Here is a 21,888-nt window from a genome sequence, read left to right on the forward strand (position 1 = left end):
GCCGTCTCGTTCCGTGGTCATGCAACGGACCATCACCCGCGTACTCCTCGTGTTCTTCGGCGTCGTCGAAGCCGTGACCGGAATCTGGCCACTGGTCACCCCGAGTGGCTTCTACCAGGACTTTCCCGGCTTCCGCACCGGCTGGGTCTCGATGGACGGGCCCTTCAACGAGCACCTCCTGCGCGACTTCGGCGGGCTCAACCTGGCCCTCGCGGCCCTCCTGATCGGCGCCGCCGTGATCGGCACCACAGCCGTGGCGCGGCTGGCGGCCGTCGCGACGGTGCTGTTCGGCCTGCCGCACTTCATCTACCACCTCGGCCACGTGTCGCACTTCGAGCAACTCGACCAGGTGCTCATCGTCGTGACGACCGGGCTCGGCGTCGTGGTGCCGATCGTGCTGCTGCTGATCCCCGGGCGCCGGGTCAGTCCACCGGCGACACGGTGATGCCGAGCGCGCCCGGGCCGAGGTGCGCGCCGATGACCGCGCTCGCCTCGACGACCATGCTCTCGGCCATCCCGGACACGCGGCGCTCGATCTGCCGGCCGATCTCGAGCTCGTGGTCGCTGGCGCCGAACCGCGTCACGGCGATGTCGACGCGGAAGCCACCGGACTTCCGCACGGCGAGCTCGACCATCTTGGCCAGCGCCCGCCGCGTGCCGGGGACGCGGGCGAGCGGCGCGACCTCGCCGTCCTTGACCGTGAGCAGCGGCTTGATGGAGAACGCGGTGCCGAGCGTCGCCTGCGCGGCGCCGATCCGCCCGCCGCGGCGGAGGTATTCGAGCGTGTCGACGTAGATGAACTCGGTGCTCGTGAAGCACCGGCGTTCGGCGGCTTCGATGACGCGGGCGGCGTCCCCACCGACGGCGGCCGCCCGGGCCGCGGCGATCGCGGCGAAGCCGAGGCTCATCCCGGTGGTGCGGCTGTCGAGGACGTGCACCGGGATGCGGACCTGCTGGGCGGCCTCCCGGGCCGCGCGGACGGTGTCGGACATCCGGCCGGAGAGGTGGACGCTGACGATCGCGGTGGCGCCGGAGGCGGCGGCTTCCTGGTAGGTCCAGAAGAACGCCCCTGGGTCCGGGGGCGAGGTGGTGATCATCTGGCCGGCTCTCATGGTGTCGATGACCTTGCCGCGGTCGAAGCGGTTTTCGTCGTCGAAGTGGCTTCCCATGTTGAGCTGGATCTGCACGACGCCGATGGCCCAGCGGGCGGCGACGAGGTCGGGAAGGCACGAACTGGAGTCGGTGATGACGGCGATGCGCGCTGGCATGGTGCCGGAGGTTAACCCCTAATGGCCTACTGGGAGTAGGCCGTAGTTGGTCCGATCGGACGAACGGCGGTTCAGGTGGGGTAACCGGTCGACTACCGGGACGATGGTCCCACTAGTTTGCGCATCCAGGTGAATGGCGTCACCTCGGCGGGTCCTGGCGGCGGAATGGCCCTAATCTACCGGCCAGTAGAGCACTGACCCGTGGCGCGCCCGCGGGCCACAACCGGGAGGTCGAAGAAGACCCATGACCAACATCGTCGTCCTGGTCAAGCAGGTACCGGACACCTACTCGGAGCGAAAGCTCAGCGGGGCCGACCACACCCTTGACCGCGAATCCGCCGACGCCGTTCTCGACGAGATCAACGAGAAGGCCGTCGAAGAAGCCCTGAAGATCAAGGAAGCCGGCGAGGGCGAGGTCACCGTGCTCTCGGTGGGCCCCGACCGCGCGACCGACGCGATCCGCAAGGCGCTGTCCATGGGCGCCGACAAGGCCATCCACGTCTCCGACGAGGCCCTGCACGGCTCCGACGCCATCGCCACCGCGAAGGTCATCGCCGCCGCGATCGCCAAGGTCGAGAACTACGACCTGATCATCGCCGGCAACGAGTCCTCCGACGGCCGCGGCGGCGCCGTCCCGGCGATCCTCGCCGAGCTGCTCGGCCTGCCGCAGGTCACCTACGCGCGCGAGGTCACCGTCGAGGGCACCACCATCAAGGCCGTCCGCGAGACCGAGGACGGCCTCACCCGCCTCGAGGCGACCCTGCCCGCGGTGGTCAGCGTCGGCGAGAAGATCAACGAGCCGCGCTACCCGTCCTTCAAGGGCATCATGGCCGCCAAGAAGAAGCCGGTCGAGACCTTCACCATCGCCGACCTGGGTGTCGACGCGGGCGAGGTCGGCCTGGCCAACGCCTGGTCCACCGTGACCGAGGCCTCGCCGAAGCCGCCGCGCACCGCCGGCGAGAAGACCGAGGACGAGGGTGACGGCGGCACCAAGGTCGCCGAGTACCTGGTCGGCCAGAAGCTCATCTGACAACGGTTCGAGGAGGAAGTAGAACAATGGCTGAAGTACTCGTCCTCGTCGACCACGTCGACGGTGAGGTCAAGAAGGTCACGCTGGAGCTGCTGACCGCGGCCCGCGCGCTCGGTGAGCCGTCGGCCGTCGTCGTCGGCGCGACCGGCACCGCGGCCAAGGCCAAGGAGTCCCTGGCCGCGCACGGCGCCGCCAAGGTCTATGTCGCCGAAGGCGACGACGCCGCGAACTACCTGGTCACGCCCAAGGTGGACGTGCTCGCCGCGCTGGCGCAGCAGGCCTCCCCGGCCGCCGTGCTCGTCACCGCCAGCGGTGAGGGCAAGGAGGTCGCCGCGCGCCTGGCCGTCCGGCTCGGCTCCGGCCTGATCTACGACGCCGTCGGCGTCAACGGCGACGGCGTGATCGACCAGTCGATCTTCGGTGGCGCGTTCTCGGTGAAGTCCAAGTCGTCGAAGGGCGTCCCGGTCGTCTCCATCCGCCCGGGTGCCGTCGAGGCCGAGCCCGCCGAGGGCGCGGCGGCCGAAGAGACCGTCGAGATCCCCGCAACCGACGCGGCGAAGGCCACCAAGATCACCGGCGTCGAGCCGGTGACCGGCGGTGACCGTCCGGAGCTGACCGAGGCCTCGATCGTGGTCTCCGGTGGCCGCGGTGTCGGCTCGGCGGAGAAGTTCGACGTCGTCGAGAAGCTGGCCGACTCCCTCGGCGCGGCTGTCGGCGCCTCCCGGGCCGCCGTCGACTCCGGCTACTACCCGGCGCAGTTCCAGGTGGGCCAGACCGGCAAGACGGTGTCGCCGCAGCTGTACATCGCGCTCGGCATCTCCGGCGCGATCCAGCACCGCGCCGGCATGCAGACGTCGAAGACGATCATCGCCGTCAACAAGGACCCGGAGGCGCCGATCTTCGAGATCGCCGACTTCGGCATCGTCGGCGACCTGTTCAACGTCGCGCCGCAGCTGACCGAAGCGGTCGCGAAGCGCAAGGGCTGATCTGCTGTCCTGAAGGGCCTTCCGGGGTGTTCCCGGAAGGCCCTTCGCGCGTCTCCGGGACCTGAGAGAAGCCTGAGAACCCGCAATTAACTGAACGTGCACTAATCGGTCATCGGATGGCACTCTCCGCGGATTCCTACGCCCGGGTACACCTTGACCATGACGACGTCACAGCTCCTCGTCAGCACTGATCAGGCGGGTTCCGCGCTTCCGGCGGACGCCCCTCGGTACTCCCTCCTCGTCGCCCACGCGAACGACGAAGTCGTCGCGGCGCAGCGTCTGCGTCACCAGGTTTTCGCCGAAGAGATGGGCGCGCGGCTGCATTCCCCGCGTCCCGGCCTCGACGTCGACGAGTTCGACGAGTTCTGCGACCACCTCGTCGTCAGAGACGACAACACGGGCGACATCGTCGGCTGCTACCGGATGCTGCCGCCGGACCGCGCCGTCCAGGCCGGGAAGCTCTACGCCGACAGCGAGTTCGACCTGACCGCGCTCGACGCCCTGCGTCCCTCCCTGGTCGAAACCGGCCGTTCGTGCGTGCACCCCGACCACCGCAGCGGCGCCGTCGTCAGCCTGGTCTGGGCCGGGATCGCCCGCTACATGCTGCTCTCCGGCCATCGCTACCTCGCCGGCTGCGCGTCCGTCCCGCTGGTGGACGGCGGCTCGTTCGCCGCGGGCGTCTGGGACGTCCTGCGCGCCAAGCACTACTCGGACGAGGCGACGCGCGTCTCGCCGCTGATCCCGTGGGACACGTCCGCGATCGAACGCCCGGCGCGGTCCACGCTCCTGCCGCTGATCAAGGGCTACATCCGGCTCGGCGCCAAGGTCTGCGGTCCGCCGGCGCTCGACGTGGACTTCGGCGTCGCGGACTTCTTCGTCCTGCTCGACCTGCAGAACGTCGACGAGCGCTACCTGAAGTTCTTCCTCGGGAACCAAGCATGAGCCACGCCTGGATGCCGACGTCGCCGTGCGGCGACGGTTGCCTCACCGAGGGCGACCCGGTGGTCGGCCTCCCGCGCCGGGTGCTGCGGTTCGCCTCGGCGATCGTGGTCGTCTTCGCGGCGATGCTGGCGTCGCCGCTGCTCCTGGTCGCCCGCGGCCGCGAGCGCCTGGTCCGCCTGATCTTCCGGGGCGTGCTGCGCGCTTTCGGCGTCCGCCTCGACATCCGGGGCGGCGACGACTTCCGCACCGCGCCGGCCGGCCGTGGCGCGCTGGTGGTCAACAACCACATCTCCTGGCTGGACATCGTCGCGATCAACGCGCTGCGGCCGATGCGCGCGCTGGCCAAGAAGGAGATCGCGGGCTGGCCGGTCCTCGGCGGACTCGTCCGCCGAGGCGGCAGCATCTTCCTCGACCGCGAGCGGCTGAAGACGCTGCCCGCCACGATGTCCGAACTGGCCGACGCGCTGCGCTCGGGCTCACTCGTGAGCGTCACCCCTGAAGGAACGACGTGGTGCGGCCTGGCGTCCGGTCGGTTCACGACCGCGACGTTCCAGGCAGCCATCGACGGCGGCGTCCCGGTCCGCCCGATCGCCCTGCGCTACCGCTTGGCCGACGGCCGCGAGACCAGCCACCCGGCGTTCATCGGCCCGGAGTCGCTGATCGCGTCCCTGCGCCGGGTCGCGGCACTGCGGGGCCTGGTGCTCGAGGTCCACATCTGCCCGGAGATCGCACCGGGCCGAGCGGAGACCCGCCACGAGCTGGCCGCCCTGGCCGAGGCGTCGGTCCATTCCGCGCTGGGAACGGTGCAGATCCCGGCTCAGCAGCGCCGGCGGACCCCGCGCCTGCAGGTCGTGCCGACCCTGGCCGCCGCGGTGGAGGTCTCGGCGTCCGAAGCGACGATGTTCCAGGTCGCGACCACGCCGCCCGAGTCGGTGGCTCGCGGGGTTGTGGCCGCGCCGTCCGAACTGGTGGCTTCCGGGGTTGTGGTCGCGCCGCCCGAGTCTGCGGATCACCGGGCTGTGGTCATGCCGTCCGAATAGGTGGCTCGCCGGACTGTGGCCGCGCCGTCCGAGCTGGTGGCTCGCGGGGTTGTGGCGACGCCGCCCGAGTCGGTGGCTCCCCGGGTTGTGACCGCACCGTCTGACGTGATGTCTCCCCGGGCCGGGGCCATCCAGACCGCGCCGACCCAGGTCGTGGCCGCCCAGGCCATGCTTTCCCTGGCTTCGCCTCCCGCGAAGTGATCCGAGCCTGTCGCCGCGATCCGGCGACAGGCCCTGGTCGGCTCGCGAACGGGCCTGTCGCCGATTGCCGGCGGCAGGCCCGTTCCGAGTGTTGCCGAAGCTGACGGCAGGCCCGTTCCGCGTGTCGCCGATTGCCGGCAACAGGCCCGTTCCGCGCATTGCCGAAGGCCGTCGGCGGGCCTGCTCCGTGTGTTGCCGACCTCCGGCGACAGGCCCGTCCGCGATCAGCCGACGGTGAGCGTCAGCTTCCCGCCGGGGTGCCCGCCTTCGCTCTCCGTCTGGGCGGCGGCCGCGTCGGCGAGCGGGTAGCTCTTGCCGTGCGCGATGGTCACCCCGCGGTCGGTCACCCAGCCGGCGATCCCCTCCAGGACCTCACGCGACTGCTCACCGCCGCTGGAGAACGTCAGCCCCAGCTCGAACGCCGCGGCGTCGGCGATCGTGATGATCCGGTCCTGCGAGCCCCGCAGCTCGACCGAGCCCGGCAGAACACCGTGCCCGGACGTGTCGAAAACGGCGTCGACCGAGCCCGGCGCGGCCTCGCGGACCCGCTCCAGCCAGCCGTCGCCGTAAAGGACCGGGATGACGCCGAGGGACTTCAGGTCGTCGAGACTCCGGCTGCTACCAGTGCCGATGACGGTCAGCCCCTTCGCGACGGCGACCTGCGCCGCGAACCGGCCCACCGTGCCGCTGGCGCCGTGGATGAGCAGCGTCTCGCCTTCGCGGATCTCGAGCAGGTTCAGGACGCGAAGGGACGTCTCACCGGCGACGGGCAGCGCCGCGGCGTCCGCCCACGAGAGTCCCGCGGGCTTCGGCGCAAGCGTTTTCCCCAGGGCGTATTCGGCGTAGGCGCCGGTCTCGGACCAGCCGAAGACCTCGTCGCCCACGGAGAGACCGGCGCCCTCACCGACGGCGTCGACGACCCCGGCGACCTCGAGCCCGGGCGTGTGAGGGAAGGCGATCGGGAAGTTCTGCGCCATTCCACCGCCGCGGATCTTCCAGTCGATCGGGTTGATCCCGGCGGCCCGCACGGCCAGCCGCACCTGCCCGGGCCCGGGCTCCGGCACCGGAACTTCGGACAGCTTCAGGACGTCCGGCCCGCCGTACTCGGCGAAGGTGATAGCTCGCATGGTGTCGTCTGCACTCCTCGATTCGGGACCTTCGATGCTCGAATGTCCTCGCCACCGAGTCAACTCGCCCGGCGGGCGCGCCGAACCGCTCGGACGAGCAGTGTTCACTAGCCGGACGAGCAGGCCGCCGACGCGCGAGCACGCCTACGTTGGAGCCATGGACGCTTCCTGGTCGGATCCGCGACACGTGCTCGACGTCGTCGAACGGCTGTTGTCGGCGCCGCGCCCGCGGCTGCTCACCCAGTTCTCGATCGAGCTGGGGAAGCTGGTCCCGCACCGCGCCGCGGCGATGCAGACGGGGGACTGCCCGCGCAGCCCGCTCAAGGTCGTCGGCGATCCGGCGATCGCCCAGGCGTTGACGAGCGTCGAGCTGCAGCGGCTGGTCGACCGCAGCGAGCCGGGCACGGCCCTGGTCGTCGACGGCGTCCTGGGCGGCGTCGAACGCCGTCTCGTCCTGCTCGCGTCGTCGCCACCGGTCGGCAAGGGCGCGGTGCTCGCCGTGGTGCCCTCGTCGCCGGAGCCGCCGGCCGCCGAGCTGGAGCTGGCCGCCAGGCTGTGGCACATCCTCAGCACGGACGCCGGCCAGCGCGCGACCGACCCGGGCCCGGAGGTCCTGGCCAGCAACCTCGCCGCGGCCACCGCACGGGCCCAGGCGATCACCGACCTCGGCCAGACCCACGCGACGGCCCTGTCGACCCTCCTGGCGGTGCTCAGGTCCAGCCGCCTCCCCGACGCCGCCGCCCGCCGGACGGCAGTCGACCTCGCCGCCGACGCCCTGCTCGAGCTCAAGGGTGTCGTCGACCGCGACCAGGCCCTGTCCGCGGAACCGGCGGGCGCGGCGTTCGCCGTGCTCAAGAACCAGCTGGCCGACCTGGTGCGGCACACGGACGTCCAAGTCGACCTGGTCAGCCCGGTCGGCGAGGGCTCGCTCGCGCAGGACATCGCCCACACGGCCCGGACATTGACCCGCGGCCTGGTGCTCACCGCCCTGGACCGCCCGGCGACCACGCGCCTGCGGGCGTCCTGGCGCCTGGACGGCTCGGTCGTCCGCATCACGGTCCGCGACGACAGCCCCGACGTCGCCGCGGCTGTCCCGGCGGGCGGCCTGACGGAACGGCTCACCACCCTGGGCGGCCACTGGGAGGTCGACGCCGTCCCGGGCTGGGGGACGACGGTCACCGCAGTCCTGCCCCTCGGCGTCGCCGAACCGCCCGAGCTGCGTCCGCTCGACCGGCTCAACCCCCGCGAGATCGAGGTCTTGTCGGGAATCTCCCAGGGCCTGCGCAACCGGCAGATCGCCGAGCAGCTGCAGCTCAGCGAGCACACGGTGAAGTTCCACGTCCGCAACATCCTGGACAAGCTGGACGTGAGCTCCCGCGGCGAGGCCGCAGCCCTGGCGCGCGACCTGCGCCTGGAGCCGACGGCGCGCCACACCGCCTGAAACCGGCTTGACCTCCAGCGCGCTGGAGGTTGCACGCTGCTGATCATGACCTCGACCATCGACCCCGTGCCCGTCCGCCGCAGCGTGCTCTGGAGCGCCGAACACCGGCTGACGACGATCGCGTTGTTGCTCGTGGTCACCTTGGTCGCCTTCGAGAACATGGGCGTCGCGACGGCGATGCCGACCCTGGTCGCCGACCTGCACGGGCTGTCGCTGTACTCGTGGCCGTTCACGATCTTCCTGATCTCCAGCGTCGTCGCCACAGTCCTGTCGGGCCGCATCGGCGACCGCCGCGGCCCAGCACCGGCCCTGCTCGCCGGACCGGCACTGTTCGCAGCCGGCCTGCTCGTCGCGGGAACGGCGACAGGCATGCCGACACTCCTGCTCGGCCGCGCCTTGCAGGGCTTCGGCTCGGGACTGCTCCTGGTCTCGGTCTCGCTCCTGATCGCGTTGACGTTCACCGACCACGAACGCCCGGTGATCTACGCCGCGAACGCCGCAGCCTGGGTCCTACCGGCGGTCATCGGCCCGCCGGTAGCCGGCGTCCTGACAGCCAGCGTCGGCTGGCGCTGGGTCTTCCTCGGCCTGGTCCCGCTAGTGATCGTGGGCGTGGCCATGTTGCTGGTGGTCGTCCGCCGCCTGCCTGCTCACGTCCCTACCACCGGCGGCCCCCGCGCAGGCGTGGTCCAGGCGATCATCGCCGCCCTGGGCATCGCCGCACTGACCTGGGCCGCACAGCACCAGTCACTCCTCGCACTCGGCTACGGCACCGCCGGACTGGTGGCCCTCGGCTACGCGCTCCGCAAATTGCTCCCGGTGGGGACACTGACCTCCCGCCGAGGTCTCCCCACCGTCGTCGCCTCCCGGGCACTGATCGCAGGCGCATACGCCGGAATGGAGGCCTACCTACCCCTGACGATGAGCGCGGTCCATGGTTACAGCCCGGCCCTAGCCGGCTTGCCCCTGACGATCACGGCGTTGGGGTGGTCCGCGGCATCTGCCGCCCAGAGCCGCTACCTCAGCTGGTCGAGAGAAGCATCCCTACGCACCGGATTCTGGCTCGTCGCGGCCGGCCTGGTCTGCTTCGGCCTGGTCTCGCAGCCCTGGTGCCCCGGCTGGACGGCGTTCGTGGCCTGCGCGGTCGGCGGCGCGGGAATGGGGATAGCGATGCCTGCGATCTCGGTCCTCCTGCTCCGCTACTCGCCTGAGGGTGAACGCGGGTTCAACACCTCGGCGATGCAGCTCGCAGACTGGGTCGGCTCGGCACTGCTCATCGGTATGGGCGGCGTCTTGCTCGGTGCTGTGGGCTCTGTTCTCGACCCGTCGCCGGCGATGGCCCTGCTCACAGTCGCCTTGATTGCGCTCGCCCTCTTGGGCGTGCGGCTGACCGGACGTTGGCCGTCGAAGGTGTGACAGGCCACTTCGAGGGTCAGGGTGCGCTTCGTCACGCGCTGGAGCGGACTACCCTGAAGGGGCGATGACCTATCTCGACCACGCGGCGACCACTCCGATGTTGCCCGAAGCCATAGCGGCGATGACCGAGGCGCTGTCCACCGTGGGCAACGCCTCAGCGCTGCATTCCTCGGGCCGCCGAGCCCGCCGGATGGTCGAGGAAGCCAGAGAGACCATCGCCGACGCCTTGGGTGCCCGCCCTTCCGAAGTGATCTTCACCGGCGGTGGCACCGAGAGCGACAACCTCGCGCTCAAGGGCATCTACTGGGCTCGTCACGACGAGCAGAAGCAGCGCCGCCGCATCTTGTGCGGAGCCACCGAACACCACGCAGTGCTCGACACCGTCGAGTGGCTTGAAGCCCGCTGCGACGCAGAGATCACATTGCTGAACGTGGACAGCCAGGGCCGGGTGTCGCCCGAGGTTCTGCGTGCCGCTATCGCCTCGGATCCTGAAAGCGTCGCGCTGGTGACGGTGATGTGGGCCAACAACGAGGTCGGCACGATCAACCCGATCGCCGAGTTGGCCGCCGTCTGTGCCGAGTTCGACATCCCGCTGCACACGGACGCGGTCCAGGCCGTCGGCGCGATCCCAGTCGACTTCGCCGCCAGTGGCGCAGCTGCGCTCACGTTGACCGGCCACAAGCTCGGCGGACCGTTCGGCGTGGGAGCTCTCCTTCTCGGCCGTGACGTGACCTGCGTACCTCTGTTGCACGGTGGCGGCCAGGAACGCAGCGTCCGCTCCGGCACCCTGGACGTCCCGGCGATCGTCGGGTTCGCGGCTGCTGTCCAGTCCAGCATCTCCACTCGGACCGAATACACGAAGCGCGTCGAGGAACTGCGCGACGAGCTCATCGGAGCGATTCGACGCGAGGTGCCCGACGCCGTTCTCAACGGTGGAGAGTGCGAGCGGCTCCCCAGCCACGTCCATTTCACATTCCCCGGATGCGCCGGCGACAGCCTGCTGATGCTGCTCGACGCCAAGGGCATCGAGTGCTCGACAGGATCGGCGTGCACCGCGGGCGTAGCCCAGCCGAGTCATGTACTCCTCGCAATGGGCGCGGACCCGGCGGCCGCTCGTGGCTCGCTCAGATTCTCTCTCGGCCACACGTCCACCGCCGCTGACGTCGAGGCGGTTGCAGCCGAGATCGGCGGTGTCGTCACACGTGCGAGGCAGGCCGGACTCGCCGGAATGCGCAAGCAGACCCAGAAGCAAGAGGTGTAAGGCAATGCGGGTTTTGGCCGCGATGAGCGGAGGAGTGGATTCGGCAGTCGCCGCGGCACGCGCGGTTGATGCCGGGCACGATGTCGTCGGCGTGCACCTGGCGCTGTCGGCGAAACCTGGCACTCTGCGCACTGGTTCGCGCGGGTGCTGCACGATCGAAGACTCGCACGATGCCCGGCGAGCTGCTGATATTCTCGGTATCCCTTTCTACATCTGGGATTTCGCCGAGCGGTTCACCGAAGAAGTCGTGGAGACGTTCGTCGGCGAGTATGCCGCCGGTCGTACACCGAATCCCTGTGTCACTTGCAACGAGAAGATCAAGTTCGAGGCTCTCCTCGAGAAGGCGATGGCACTCGGCTTCGACGCGGTCGCGACCGGCCATTACGCGCGCCTGTCCGTAGTTGACGGTGTGCCCGAGCTGCGCCGTAGTGCGGATAGTGGCAAGGACCAGTCCTACGTGCTCGCCTCCCTTACCTCGGAGCAGCTCAGTCACGCGATGTTCCCGCTCGGCGACTCCTGGAAGACCGAGGTGCGAGCAGAGGCCGAGCAGCGGGGGTTGTCCGTCGCGAACAAGCCGGACAGCCACGACATCTGCTTCATCCCTGACGGCGACACCAAGAAGTTCCTGGAGAACCGGCTGGGGCAGCGTCCAGGCGAGCTCGTCGACGCGGAAACCGGTGCAGTGCTCGGCCAGCACACCGGTGTGCACGGATTCACCGTCGGGCAGCGCAAGGGTCTCGGTATCGAAGCACCGGCACCGGACGGGCGTCCTCGCTACGTTCTGTCCCTGGAGCCGGTGTCCGGCTCCGTCAAGGTCGGCTCCGTAGCCGGCCTCGGGATCAACGTGATCGACGCCGACCGGCCAATCTGGCCCAGTGGCCGTCCGCTGACGGAGCCGACTGAGTGCGTGGTCCAGGTTCGGGCTCACGGCGGAATCGTCGATGCGGTCGCCGAGGTGGACTCGGACACCATGACCGTGCAGCTACGCGAACCGTTACGTGGGGTCGCTCCGGGGCAGGTCGTCGTGCTTTACCGACCGGATTCTGACGGCGGCGATATCGTCCTGGGCAGCGCGAAGATCGCGAGCACGCGCTGACCTCGTCATTTCCGAGGTTTCTTCGAGGACCGGTTCGCTCGTCGCCGGATCGGATGCATTGATGGTGGTGTTGTCGAGCGAACTCCGCCGGTCGGCGTCGCAACGTTCACGGTCCCGTCAGGAGTGACCTCGTAAGCCCACCCAGGCTGGTTCTTCAGCTTGCGGTGGCGGGAGCAGAATGTGACCGGCTGGTGCACGACTGCCTCGGCCCCGCCTGACGCTCGAGTCGGCTCGATCCCGCAACTCTGGGCGGGCCGCGTGCACCCAGGCTGTCGGCACTCCTGGTCTCGGACGCGGATGAACTCGTCGTGTGCCGAGTCGAGCGGATAGCGCTTCGGCGAGAGCTCGACCACCTGGCCGGTACGCGGGTCGGTGAGCACTCGTCGCAACGTCGTGTCGGGCCCGCTGATGATGCTGCGGGCGACCGCGGGTGCGATCGGACCACGGCCGGCCAAGGTCACCGGGAGATCGTTCAGGCTCAGGTAGGTGGCCAGGTCGACGTGCAAGAACACCTCGGTTCGTGCGCTCGGCCCACCCGTGCCGCTCAGGAGCAGATCCAGCGCGACGTCGGCTCGGAGCTGGTCCAGTGTTCGCGCTTCTTCGGGCGTCTTCAGGACGCGAGCAGCCTGGTCGATGCGGGTATAGACAGCGGTCGCCTTCTCGGTCGGAGCATTGTTGATCGACAGGTGGGTCACGGCGGTGTCTTGGTGGTGCAGGCTGAACCGTCGTTCGAGGAGCTTCTGCTCGGTCCGGCTCGCGGCACCTTCCGGGTCGGCCTTTGCGGCGGCATACGCGGCCGCCCGCCGGACCTGGGTGGCGTTCCGTCCGGGAACCCGGTCTTCGAGCGCTTCGTCGACGATGCGCACGTACTCACCGGAAACCCAGGCGGTGGCGTCCGTGACCTTCATGGCGCGATAGAGGTCCAGCCTGCCGTCGTCCATGAGGTTGAGCATGCGCGGAAGCCGGGCGATCAGCGCGTTGGCCGCGGAAACAATGGCACCGGCGCGGTGTTCCGTTATGGACAGGGCCAAGGCCACTTCCGAAGCTGTGCTGGGTGCCCGTCTCCGCCGCACGCTGAGGTCAGCGATCGCTCTCAGTTGAAGTGCCTGGAGCTTGGAGATCTCGGCATCGGTTTCGCGTATCAACTCGACGACCTGGTCGTCTTGCATGCGCTGCAACGTATCTGGGCTTGCGCGGACAGTCTGCAGCATGAAGGGAAGCTTGTCGTGAACGTTCCGGGAATTGGTCGCGGGGTCGAGTTTGCGGAGTGGTCGCGAAGAAGACATGAGCGCGACCGTACGGCAGTTTTCGGCGAAATTGCGGTGGAGGGCACGAACGGTCCGTTCGTGCCCTCCGTGACTTGACTCGCCGAGACTGGTTCAGGAATGGTCGGTGTGTATGGACCTATGCAGCGCCAGATCCAGGGGGAGTGATGACCGTGAATGGTCCTATGTGGATGGTCGAGTCGGCCGCTCGTTCAGAGCTTCAGCTTGAATCCGGTGTGGCTCGGCTCGAAACCGAGGCGCTCGTAGAACCGGTGCGCCTGCGTTCTGGAGGTGTCCGACGTGAGTTGCACAAGGACGCACCCGCGCCGCCGTGACTCGTCGATCGCCCATCGAAGGAGGTCGGCGCCGAGGCCGGAACGCCGATGATCGGCCCGGACCCGAACAGCCTCGATTTGACCGCGAAGTGCGCCGCGCCTCGCCAAGCCGGGAATGATGGTCAACTGCAGGGTTCCGACAGTCTGGTCGTCGGCCACGACCACGACCAGGAGCTGATTCGGGTCCGCGTCGATAACGTCGAACGCTTGCAGGTACGGGGCTGGATCGGTGGGGTCGTCACGGGTCGCGCCGAGCTGGTCGTCCGCCAGCATGTGCACTATCGCTTCGACGTCGTCACGCCGTGCTTTGCGGATGGTGTAGTCGGTCACGGCGCCAGTATCACAGCGCGCGGGTGAACCCTTGATAACTGTGCTCGAACCCGAAACGCGCGTAGAACTCCCGCAGGTCGGCGCGAGCGAGGCCGGAGTCCAGGTGGAGCCGGGTGCAGCCACGTCGGCGAGCTTCGTCGACGCCCCAGCTCAGCAGCGCGCTGGTCACGCCTCGTCGGGCAGCGCGGATACCTTCCAGTAAGCCCCGCGATGCCCCGTCCCAGGCCAGGCCTCGCATCACCGTCAGTTGCGCGGTGCCGACGACGCCGTTGCCGTCCTCAGCTACGACCAGCGTGACGTGCGGGGTGCTCGTGAGGTCGCGGAGTGCGGTTGCCAGCGGTCCGCCCGGTGCGCCGAACAGGCGCTCGAGCGCCTCGATGTCCGTTGCTCTGGCACGTCTGATGACATCCATTGCACCCAGTATGCAGGAAGTCCTCAGGTCACCGAGTAGTGCAGGACTCCGTCGACGACCTGCGCCGTCAGTTTGCCTTGCGAAACCAGTAGGTCGAGATGTGCCGCGGTTTCCAGGACTGCGAGCATCCGGTTGAACGAGTCCATTTCGGACAGCTTGCGCTTGCGGCGGGTCCAGCCGACCCGGTTCGCGGCTTCGAACGCGGTGCTCGCGCCGGCAGCGATCTGCCCGCCCATGGTCTCGAGGCGTTCACGGTGGTGTTCCAGTAGTTCGTCGACACGGGTGTGCACGCTCTCCGACACCGGACCATGAGCGGGAAGCATGCGACGGTCAGGCATGGAGCGCACCAGGCGCAACGAATCCATGAAGTCGTTCAAGGGCAATTCGGCCGGCACCGGCTGGAACCCGATGGACGGGGTGATGTGCGGCAGCACGTGGTCGCCGGAGAACAACAGGTCGGCCGCGACGTCGACGAAGACGACGTGTCCGCTCGTGTGTCCCGGAGTGGCGACGATGTCGAAGTCGCGTCCCGGCATGATCGATCGGCGTCCTGGTGTCAGCCACTCGTCGGGCGCTTCCCACAGATCGGCTTCCCGGTGGCGCCGGTTCGTGCCGAACTCGCGCCCCAGCGCTTCGACTACCTCGCCGGCGCCCGCCTTGAACAGGAGGTCGACCTGGGCTTCCATCGGCAACCGCTCAGGGTTGCCCGAAACCTTCAGTGACGGCTCTTCGTCTTGGCCGAGCGCGATCTTCGAACCGAACTCACGGCGGAGCACGACCGCCTGCGAGTAGTGGTCGCGGTGGACATGGGTCACGAGGAACTCGCTGACGTCGGCGAGCTCGGCGCCGATCCCGCCGAGGGCGTCCGTCAGCTGTTGACGGGCCACGTCCAGTGCCCAGCCGGAGTCGACCAGGACCAGCTTCTTGCCGTCCGTGACCGCGTAGACGTTCACCGCGCGCAGGCCGTCGTTGGGCAGCGGCAACGGGATTCGGTAGACGCCCGCCGATACCTCGTAGATCCCGGGTTCGGTCCAGTTCCGGTCGCTGCTTTCCGGCAACGGTTCCACGGTGACCTCCGTCCCGGCGAGACTCCGGCGTCCCGGCCTTTCTTCACCCTGTGCTGTGTCGGGCCCGCTGTCCACCTGGAGGAGATGAGACGCCGGTCACTAGGTCAGTCCGTGTCCTGCTTCAGGGCGGTGTCGATCGTGAGGGCCGCGGCGACCACCATGCTGGCCAGCGGATCCGGCAGTGGGTGAGGGATCTCGACCACGTAGTTGTCGGCCGTGGTGAAGGCGGCCTTGATGAAGCCGCCCCACGTCTTGGTCACCCGGGCGACCTCGTTGCCGGTGTGGTCCCGGATGGAGAAGTTCCAGGCGCGCCAGTTCTCGGCGAAGATCCCGCCGACCGAGCGGCCGTCGACGACGAAGCCGAAGCGGATCTTCCCGAACACGTTCTCCTGGACGATCTCGCCGATCGGCGACTCGTCGGCCCGGGTGACGAGGAATCGGGACTTGAACACCTTGGCCGGCCGCGTCACCTTCAGCACCGTGCTGTGGTTGGCGTCGCGGACCTCGAACTTGTGGGTCAGGAACTGGTCGTAGTTGGTCAGGAGCCGGATCGCCTTCTTCAGCGGGCTCTGGCCGACCTCGACGACTCCGCCGATCCGGGTGCCGTTCTGGTCGAATACGCCGAACTCGTTGGCCATCTCGATCAGCTTGGCGCGCTGGTTCACCACCAGGACCGGCTCGGTGAACAACGTCCCGCCGCCGTTGCGCGCGCTGCCGCGGCCGCGGGTGGCGCGGCTGACCTGGTTCTGGATCCGCGACGGGTCGTGGGCGCGTTCGATGTCCAGCTCGATCGGCTCGGAGTCGCTCGGCGGGACCTGGTGGGCCGGACGCGTGTTGGCGGTCCAGGCCTGACCGTCCCACCAGCGGTGCAGCCGCGGGTCCCGCGCGTCGGGATACCAGCCCGGTTGCGGTGGCGAACTCGTCATGACCGGGCAGCCTATCCGCGCGGACGCGCCCACGGACCACGTAACGGGAAATGCGGCGTATGTCCGCCTCCGTGGAGTGCGGTGTGGTGGCCCGGTCGGTGTCGGTGGCCGGTGGTCGACCAGAATCCGGGGTTGTGAGCAAACAAGCTTGGCCCAGCGGTGCCGCGACGGCGATCGGCTCGATGCCCGGCACGGACCCCGCGGAAGCGGCGGCGGTCGTGTTCGGCGAGCTGCCGGACTTCCCGCACCTGCCGGAGTTGCCGGCGCGCGGCGTCGGGGCGGACATGCTCGGGCGGACGGCGGCGCTGCTGGTCGACCTGGCCGTCGAGGTCGTGCCGAGCGGCTACCGCGTCACTGCCCGGCCGGGGCACGAACACCGGCGGGCCGTCGACCTGCTTCGCTGGGATCTGGACGCGCTGCAGGAGGCCAAGGAGAAGGCCGGGGTCACGCCACCTGCCTTCAAGGTCCAGCTCGCCGGGCCGTGGACGCTCGGCGCCGGGATCGAGCTGCCCCGCGGCCACCGGGTGCTCACGGACCGCGGTGCCCTGCGGGACTTCACGTCGTCTCTGCTCGACGGCCTCGCGGAGCACGTCGCGGAGGTTCGTTCCAGGATCGGCGCTCCCGTGGTCGTCCAGTTCGACGAGCCGTCGCTGCCCACGGTGCTGGCCGGCGGGCTGTCGACGCCGTCCGGCTACGGGAACGTCGCGGCGGTGCCGGGACCCGAGGCTCGTGACCTGCTCGCCACCGTCATCGAAGGCGCGCGCACGATCACCGGCCAGCCGGTGATCGTGCACTGCTGCGCCGCGGAACCGCCGCTCGGTCTGCTGCGCGAGGCCGGCGCGGACGGCCTGGCGTTCGACCTTCGGGTTCTCGACGGCGTGTCCGCCGCGTTCCTCGACGAGATCGGCGAGGTGTGGGACGGCGGGGCGACGCTGTTCATGGGCGCGATCCCGACCACCGAACCCGCCGCTCCGCTGAGCCTGAAGGACGTCGGTGAAGCGCCGTTCCGGCTGGCGAGCCGGCTCGGGTTCAACGAAAGCGTCCTGGCCGAACGCGCCGTGCCGACCCCCGCCTGCGGTCTTGCCGGCGCGACGCCGGACTGGATGCGCCGGGCTCTCGAGCTGTCCCGCGAGCTGGGCAAAGCCTTCGTGGAGCCGCCGGAGCGTTGGTGACGGAATCCGGCAACTCGCTGACGTCGGCGCGGCACGCCAAGTAGCGTGGCGGGGAAGCCGAACGAACGAGGACCACCGATAGCCATGCGCCTGTTCCGCCGCAAGAGCTCCGCCGCCGATCCGCCCGACCCGCGCACCGCGTGGCCGGAGCAGCACGTGCCGGCGGACCCGGCCGTCGCCGCGGAGACGTTCTGGCAAGGCTGGTACGACCTGCTCCCGATGGTCAGCGCGGCGCTCGGCGAGGGCGAGCCGCACCGGGTCGAACACGAGCTCTGCCAGCTGGTCGAGGCCTTGCACCCCCGGCTGCACTTCTCGCTCGAACGTGGTCGTCGGTCGATCTACGCCCTGGTCGTGACCGGCCAGGAGGACCCCGAAGTGCGGCCGTTCACCGACGCGTGGCGGGCCGCCGCGCCGCCGGACGACGCCATCTGGGAGTACCACGACTCGGTCCCGCCGGTGCCCGATCCGACCGAGGTCACCGTCAACCTCGGCGAGCACCGGATCTCGCTGGCCGATGTCCGGGTCGTCGCGCAGGTCGACGAGGACGTCGTCGACGTCGCCGTCTTCCACCCCGGGTTCCGCGACCTCGACGAAGCCGCGCGGCTGACCATGACCTTCCTGCCCCTCGACGCCACATTGGGTGAACGTCTGGCCGCCGAACGACTACGGCGTGTCGAGACCGCGGAGACCGAACCGGTGGGCGCGATCACCCTTTTGGAGTTCCGTGAACTGGTTCGCGGGCTCGGCGGCGGGACACCCGAAAATGTCGGTGCCGCCGACTAGGGTTACCACCCGTGAGCAGCACAGACCTTCCCCAGGACCAGATCGCGGCGGCGGCCGCCCCGGAGGCCGCCGAGGACGTCACCGACGTCCCGGCCGACGTGCGTGAGCGCCACAGCGCGCTCGCGGAGGAACTGCGCAACCACCAGTTCCGCTACTACGTCCTGGACTCGCCGATCGTCTCCGACGGGCAGTTCGACGAGCTGCTCGGCGAGCTGCAGGCGATCGAAGACGCGCACCCCGCGCTGGTCACCCCCGAGTCGCCGACCCAGCGGGTCGGGGGCACGTTCTCGACCGAGTTCACCGCGTACGACCACCTCGAGCGCATGCTCAGCCTGGACAACGTGTTCGACCGGGACGAGTTCCTGGCCTGGGTCGAGCGCGTCGAGAAGGAGGTCGGCCGGACCGAGTTACTCGCCGAGCTGAAGATCGACGGCCTGGCGATCAACCTGTTGTACGAAAACGGCCACCTCACCCGGGCGCTCACCCGGGGTGACGGCCGCACAGGCGAAGACGTGACGCTGAACATGCGCACGCTCGAGCAGGTGCCCGAGACGCTCACGGGCACCGAACAGTTCCCGGTGCCCGCTCTGGTCGAGGTCCGCGGGGAGGTCTTCTTCCGCGTCGAGGACTTCCTCGAGCTGAACGCGAAGATGGTCGAAGCCGGAAAGCCGCCGTACGCGAACCCGCGCAACACCGCGGCCGGGTCGCTGCGGCAGAAGGACCCCAAGATCACGAAGGAACGCCGGCTGCGGCTGATCTGCCACGGGCTCGGCAAACGCCAGGGGTTCGAGCCGCAGCGCCAGTCCGAGGCGTACGACGCGCTGGCCGCGTGGGGCCTGCCGGTGTCGCCGCACAGCAAGGTCCTGACGACGGCCGAGGAGCTCACCGAGCACATCGCCTACTGGGGCGAGCACCGCCACGACGCCGAGCACGAGATCGACGGCGTCGTCATCAAGGTCGACCAGGTGTCGCTGCAGCGGCGGCTGGGCACGACGTCACGCGCGCCGCGGTGGGCGATCGCGTACAAGTACCCGCCCGAAGAGGCGATCACCACGTTGCTGGACATCCAGGTCGGCGTCGGCCGCACCGGGCGGGTGACGCCGTTCGCGGTCACCGAGCCGGTCACGGTCGCGGGGTCGACCGTCGCGCGCGCCACCCTCCACAACGGGGAAGAGGTCAAGCGCAAGGGTGTGCTGATCGGCGACCGGATCGTCATCCGCAAGGCCGGCGACGTCATCCCCGAGGTCCTCGGGCCGGTGGTGGACGCGCGCACGGGCGACGAGCGCGAGTTCGTCATGCCCACCCATTGCCCGGAATGCGGCACCGAGCTCGCCTACCAGAAGGAGGGCGACAAGGACATCCGCTGCCCGAACACCCGGTTCTGCCCCGCGCAGCTGCGGGAGCGGCTCTTCCATCTGGCCGGCCGCGGTGGTTTCGACATCGAGGTTCTCGGCTACGAGGCGGCGGTCGCGCTGCTGGACGCGCGGGTGGTCGCCGACGAGGGTGACATCTTCGACCTGAACGAGGACAGCCTGTCCGAGGTCGAGCTGTTCCGCACCAAGGCCGGCGAGTTGTCCGCGAACGCGCGAAAGCTGCTCAACAACCTCGACGCGGCGAAGGATCGGCCGCTGTGGAAGGTGCTCGTCGCGTTGTCGATCCGGCACGTCGGGCCGACCGCCGCGCAGGCACTGGCTCGCGAGTTCGGCTCGGTCGAGCGGATCGAGGAAGCCACCGAGGAGGAGCTCGCGGACGTCGACGGCGTCGGCCCGACCATCGCGCGCGCGACCCAGGAGTGGTTCGAAGTCGGCTGGCACCGCGAGATCGTCGAAAAGTGGCGACGTTCCGGCGTGCGGATGGAAGAGGAGCGCGACGAGTCGATCCCGCGCAACCTCGAAGGCTTGTCGATCGTGGTGACGGGCTCGCTCGACGGGTTCTCCCGCGACGAGGCCAAGGAGGTCCTCATGGCCCGCGGCGGCAAGGCGGCCGGGTCGGTGTCGAAGAAGACGGCGTTCGTCGTCGTCGGGGACTCGCCTGGTTCGAAGTACGACAAGGCGGTCCAGCTGAAGGTGCCGGTGCTCGACGAGGCCGGCTTCCGCGTCCTGCTGGAGCGGGGGCCCGAGGCGGCGCGGGAGGTGGCGCTGCCGGCCGGCGACGAGACCACCGAAGACGAGTCCGGGGAGACGGATGGGTGATGTCGAGATCCGGCCACCGCGGCCGGAGGAGTACGCGGCGGCCGGCGAGGTCACGGTCCAGGCCTACGACGTCGACGGTCATCTGGCCGGAGACGTCGGGTACGACGCGGAGCTGCGTGACATCGCGCGCCGGGTCGAGCTGGCCGAGGTGCTCGTCGCCGTCGGCGAGGCGGGGGACGTGCTTGGCTGCGTGACGATCGTGCGGCCGGGTTCGGCCTACGCGGAGATTTCACGTCCGGGTGAGCTGGAGTTCCGGATGCTCGCGGTGGCGCCGTCGGCGCGTGGCCGTGGTGTCGGGGAGGCGCTCACGAGGGCCGTGCTCGATCGCGCGCGGACGCTGGGACTTCGCAGGGTGGTGTTGAGCAGCCTTGACGGGATGCGCAGCGCGCACCGGCTCTACGAACGCCTCGGGTTCACCCGGCTGCCCGAACGCGACTGGCGGCCGTTCCCGCACATCTCGCTGGTCGCGTACCGCATCGACGTCTGACCGCGCGGGATCGAGGGCGACGAGGGTTTGTTTTCGAAGGGGCGACGTCTTGAGTAAGACGTCGCCCCTTCGGCAATTGAGTGGCCCGCTCCGGCATTCGATCGTCGCGACGATCTCGGGGCGTCGTCGAAACCGGCGAATGTAAGACCAGCTGTCACGGCCGCGCATAACCACCCGGCCGGGTGGCCGGGATGGCGTTGCCGGATTCGGGCGACGCGGTCTACCTCGCGTCAGCCGTCGAGGACGACCGCGACGATCCCCGCCAGGTGAGCGAGCCGGGCGACTTCGGCGGCGCGGAAGTTCGGTCCACCCGGGCGGGCCACCAGCAGCGCCTTGCCCGGCTTGCCCAGTGGGGTCGCGGCCAGCTCGGTGCCCAGTTCCTTCCACGTCTCCGGGATCCAGGCCTCCTCGCTGTCGAGCACCGTCGCGCGCTCGAGCGGCAGCCAGGGCAGGTCCGTGATGGGAGTTTCCGGCGCGGCACTCGACGACGCCAGCCGGACGGCGCCGGTCTCGGAGTACTCGACGATCATCGCCCAGCCCGCGCGCACGATGCGGGGCACGCCCTCGGCCAGGATGTCGAGACCGGTCTTCGGCCGCGCGGCTATCTCTTCGACGAGTTCGAGCTCGCGGTGGGTGTCGAGCACGCCCGCGTACGGGCGGACCGCATCCACTTCGACGCCTTCGACACTCTCCGCCGCCGTGATCAGCGCGTCGGGCAAGCGGCCCGACGGGAGCTCGACGACCAGGTCGTCGACGGCTACGCCCGTGCCGCGTTCGACGACGTCCACGCTGAGTATGTCCGCGCCTACCGTGCCGAGGGCCGTGGCGACCGCGCCGAGGGTCCCCGGGCTGTCCGGAAGGATGACCCGGATCAGGAACGACACCACGCGCCCCTCTCACCTCTGGCGTCCCAGCCTTGCCGTGGGACGCTCGATGCCGGTCGCCGATTGTGACAGACCCACCCGGCTCGCGGGACCCACTGTCCGCCGGGCGGGACTTCGGTGTCGCCGGACGGCACTCGGCTTGCGCCGGGCGTAACCCAGTCGAGTCCGCCCACGCCGCCACCATAGACTTGCAGCTTCCGAGACAACCCGCACAGCACAACCCGGGAGTC

20 protein-coding genes and 1 pseudogene are annotated in these 21,888 nt (G+C 69.5%); 13 read left to right on the plus strand and 8 right to left on the minus strand.

Features of this window, described 5'->3' with window-relative positions; translation table 11 throughout:
- The first annotated feature begins 19 nt into the window (after positions 1-19).
- Positions 20-445: a hypothetical protein gene (locus tag OG439_RS47340; protein ID WP_326946854.1), complete on the plus strand. Its 426-nt coding sequence runs from the start codon at positions 20-22 to the stop codon at positions 443-445.
- Here the strand turns inward: OG439_RS47340 and OG439_RS47345 are convergent.
- Entirely contained in the window at positions 423-1,268 is an 846-nt protein-coding gene (locus OG439_RS47345) for a DegV family protein (RefSeq protein WP_326946855.1), read from the minus strand. The two genes, OG439_RS47340 and OG439_RS47345, sit on opposite strands and share 23 nt — an antisense overlap.
- Positions 1,269-1,512: 244 nt before the next feature.
- Here OG439_RS47345 and OG439_RS47350 point away from each other — a divergent pair, with 244 nt between their 5' ends.
- The 4 genes and pseudogenes from OG439_RS47350 to OG439_RS47365 form a co-directional block, all read left to right on the plus strand.
- Positions 1,513-2,298 (plus strand): electron transfer flavoprotein subunit beta/FixA family protein, encoded by a 786-nt coding sequence (locus OG439_RS47350; RefSeq protein ID WP_326946856.1) that lies wholly within the window; start codon positions 1,513-1,515, stop codon positions 2,296-2,298.
- Between the two features lie 26 nt (positions 2,299-2,324).
- Complete coding sequence (locus OG439_RS47355; protein WP_247061854.1) at positions 2,325-3,284, plus strand: electron transfer flavoprotein subunit alpha/FixB family protein; 960 nt, start codon at positions 2,325-2,327, stop codon at positions 3,282-3,284.
- Between the two features lie 159 nt (positions 3,285-3,443).
- Positions 3,444-4,226 carry a GNAT family N-acetyltransferase gene (locus OG439_RS47360; protein WP_326946857.1) on the plus strand — a complete coding sequence of 261 codons (783 nt, stop codon included), beginning with the start codon at positions 3,444-3,446 and terminating at the stop codon, positions 4,224-4,226.
- Positions 4,223-5,083 (plus strand): annotated as a pseudogene (locus tag OG439_RS47365) (lysophospholipid acyltransferase family protein); the annotation flags it as partial. The gene OG439_RS47360 and the pseudogene OG439_RS47365, both read left to right, overlap by 4 nt.
- A gap of 608 nt (positions 5,084-5,691) precedes the next feature.
- Here OG439_RS47365 and OG439_RS47370 read toward each other — a convergent pair.
- Positions 5,692-6,594, minus strand: a complete 903-nt coding sequence (locus OG439_RS47370) for an NADP-dependent oxidoreductase (RefSeq protein ID WP_326946858.1) — start codon at positions 6,592-6,594, stop codon at positions 5,692-5,694.
- Between the two features lie 157 nt (positions 6,595-6,751).
- Between OG439_RS47370 and OG439_RS47375 the strand changes: the two genes are divergently transcribed.
- The 4 genes from OG439_RS47375 to mnmA all read left to right on the plus strand — a co-directional run bounded on the left by OG439_RS47375 (position 6,752) and on the right by mnmA (position 11,805).
- Positions 6,752-8,035, plus strand: a complete 1,284-nt coding sequence (locus OG439_RS47375; RefSeq protein WP_326946859.1) for a response regulator transcription factor — start codon at positions 6,752-6,754, stop codon at positions 8,033-8,035.
- A gap of 45 nt (positions 8,036-8,080) precedes the next feature.
- Entirely contained in the window at positions 8,081-9,448 is a 1,368-nt protein-coding gene (locus tag OG439_RS47380; protein ID WP_326946860.1) for an MFS transporter, read from the plus strand.
- 64 nt (positions 9,449-9,512) lie between these two features.
- Positions 9,513-10,709, plus strand: coding sequence for a cysteine desulfurase family protein (locus OG439_RS47385; protein ID WP_326946861.1), 1,197 nt, complete (start codon positions 9,513-9,515; stop codon positions 10,707-10,709).
- A 4-nt stretch (positions 10,710-10,713) separates the two neighbouring features.
- Positions 10,714-11,805: a tRNA 2-thiouridine(34) synthase MnmA gene (gene mnmA, locus OG439_RS47390; RefSeq protein ID WP_326946862.1), complete on the plus strand. Its 1,092-nt coding sequence runs from the start codon at positions 10,714-10,716 to the stop codon at positions 11,803-11,805.
- A gap of 5 nt (positions 11,806-11,810) precedes the next feature.
- On the opposite strand, the gene OG439_RS47395 is transcribed toward mnmA, so the two are convergent.
- The 5 genes from OG439_RS47395 to OG439_RS47415 all read right to left on the minus strand — a co-directional run bounded on the left by OG439_RS47395 (position 11,811) and on the right by OG439_RS47415 (position 16,140).
- Entirely contained in the window at positions 11,811-13,091 is a 1,281-nt protein-coding gene (locus OG439_RS47395) for a DUF222 domain-containing protein (RefSeq protein WP_326946863.1), read from the minus strand.
- A 191-nt stretch (positions 13,092-13,282) separates the two neighbouring features.
- Positions 13,283-13,735, minus strand: a complete 453-nt coding sequence (locus OG439_RS47400; RefSeq protein ID WP_326946864.1) for a GNAT family N-acetyltransferase — start codon at positions 13,733-13,735, stop codon at positions 13,283-13,285.
- 10 nt (positions 13,736-13,745) lie between these two features.
- The gene (locus tag OG439_RS47405; RefSeq protein WP_247061871.1) at positions 13,746-14,147 is read right to left on the minus strand and encodes a GNAT family N-acetyltransferase; all 402 of its coding nucleotides are present in this window, start codon (positions 14,145-14,147) and stop codon (positions 13,746-13,748) included.
- Between the two features lie 23 nt (positions 14,148-14,170).
- The gene (locus tag OG439_RS47410) at positions 14,171-15,214 is read right to left on the minus strand and encodes an MBL fold metallo-hydrolase (protein WP_326946865.1); all 1,044 of its coding nucleotides are present in this window, start codon (positions 15,212-15,214) and stop codon (positions 14,171-14,173) included.
- 104 nt (positions 15,215-15,318) lie between these two features.
- Positions 15,319-16,140, minus strand: coding sequence for a phospholipid scramblase-related protein (locus OG439_RS47415; protein WP_326946866.1), 822 nt, complete (start codon positions 16,138-16,140; stop codon positions 15,319-15,321).
- A 134-nt stretch (positions 16,141-16,274) separates the two neighbouring features.
- Between OG439_RS47415 and OG439_RS47420 the strand changes: the two genes are divergently transcribed.
- From OG439_RS47420 to OG439_RS47435, 4 genes are all read left to right on the plus strand, one after another.
- Positions 16,275-17,312 (plus strand): methionine synthase, encoded by a 1,038-nt coding sequence (locus tag OG439_RS47420; protein ID WP_326946867.1) that lies wholly within the window; start codon positions 16,275-16,277, stop codon positions 17,310-17,312.
- A gap of 84 nt (positions 17,313-17,396) precedes the next feature.
- Positions 17,397-18,095, plus strand: a complete 699-nt coding sequence (locus tag OG439_RS47425; RefSeq protein WP_326946868.1) for a hypothetical protein — start codon at positions 17,397-17,399, stop codon at positions 18,093-18,095.
- Positions 18,096-18,106: 11 nt separating this feature from the next.
- Positions 18,107-20,287 (plus strand): NAD-dependent DNA ligase LigA, encoded by a 2,181-nt coding sequence (ligA, locus tag OG439_RS47430; protein ID WP_326946869.1) that lies wholly within the window; start codon positions 18,107-18,109, stop codon positions 20,285-20,287.
- Positions 20,280-20,774, plus strand: a complete 495-nt coding sequence (locus OG439_RS47435; protein ID WP_326946870.1) for a GNAT family N-acetyltransferase — start codon at positions 20,280-20,282, stop codon at positions 20,772-20,774. The genes ligA and OG439_RS47435 overlap by 8 nt, the downstream gene beginning before the upstream one ends.
- A 230-nt stretch (positions 20,775-21,004) precedes the next feature.
- Here OG439_RS47435 and OG439_RS47440 read toward each other — a convergent pair whose 3' ends face one another.
- A complete protein-coding gene (locus tag OG439_RS47440) occupies positions 21,005-21,658 on the minus strand; it encodes an amino acid-binding protein (protein ID WP_326951804.1) in 654 nt (217 codons plus the stop codon).
- Positions 21,659-21,888: the final 230 nt, after the last annotated feature.

Origin of the sequence: Amycolatopsis sp. NBC_01307 (assembly GCF_035975215.1) — a bacterium.
Lineage (GTDB): Bacteria > Actinomycetota > Actinomycetes > Mycobacteriales > Pseudonocardiaceae > Amycolatopsis.

Coding starts and splice junctions, on each gene's coding strand:
- OG439_RS47435 (WP_326946870.1), top strand. CDS start 20,280: ATGGGTGATGTCGAGATCCGGCCACCGCGGCCGGAGGAGTACGCGGCG.
- OG439_RS47425 (WP_326946868.1), top strand. CDS start 17,397: ATGCGCCTGTTCCGCCGCAAGAGCTCCGCCGCCGATCCGCCCGACCCG.
- OG439_RS47405 (WP_247061871.1), bottom strand. CDS start 14,147: ATGGATGTCATCAGACGTGCCAGAGCAACGGACATCGAGGCGCTCGAG.
- OG439_RS47380 (WP_326946860.1), top strand. CDS start 8,081: ATGACCTCGACCATCGACCCCGTGCCCGTCCGCCGCAGCGTGCTCTGG.
- OG439_RS47355 (WP_247061854.1), top strand. CDS start 2,325: ATGGCTGAAGTACTCGTCCTCGTCGACCACGTCGACGGTGAGGTCAAG.
- OG439_RS47385 (WP_326946861.1), top strand. CDS start 9,513: ATGACCTATCTCGACCACGCGGCGACCACTCCGATGTTGCCCGAAGCC.
- OG439_RS47350 (WP_326946856.1), top strand. CDS start 1,513: ATGACCAACATCGTCGTCCTGGTCAAGCAGGTACCGGACACCTACTCG.
- OG439_RS47345 (WP_326946855.1), bottom strand. CDS start 1,268: ATGCCAGCGCGCATCGCCGTCATCACCGACTCCAGTTCGTGCCTTCCC.
- OG439_RS47415 (WP_326946866.1), bottom strand. CDS start 16,140: ATGACGAGTTCGCCACCGCAACCGGGCTGGTATCCCGACGCGCGGGAC.
- OG439_RS47340 (WP_326946854.1), top strand. CDS start 20: ATGCAACGGACCATCACCCGCGTACTCCTCGTGTTCTTCGGCGTCGTC.
- mnmA (WP_326946862.1), top strand. CDS start 10,714: ATGCGGGTTTTGGCCGCGATGAGCGGAGGAGTGGATTCGGCAGTCGCC.
- OG439_RS47395 (WP_326946863.1), bottom strand. CDS start 13,091: ATGTCTTCTTCGCGACCACTCCGCAAACTCGACCCCGCGACCAATTCC.
- OG439_RS47370 (WP_326946858.1), bottom strand. CDS start 6,594: ATGCGAGCTATCACCTTCGCCGAGTACGGCGGGCCGGACGTCCTGAAG.
- OG439_RS47360 (WP_326946857.1), top strand. CDS start 3,444: ATGACGACGTCACAGCTCCTCGTCAGCACTGATCAGGCGGGTTCCGCG.
- OG439_RS47375 (WP_326946859.1), top strand. CDS start 6,752: ATGGACGCTTCCTGGTCGGATCCGCGACACGTGCTCGACGTCGTCGAA.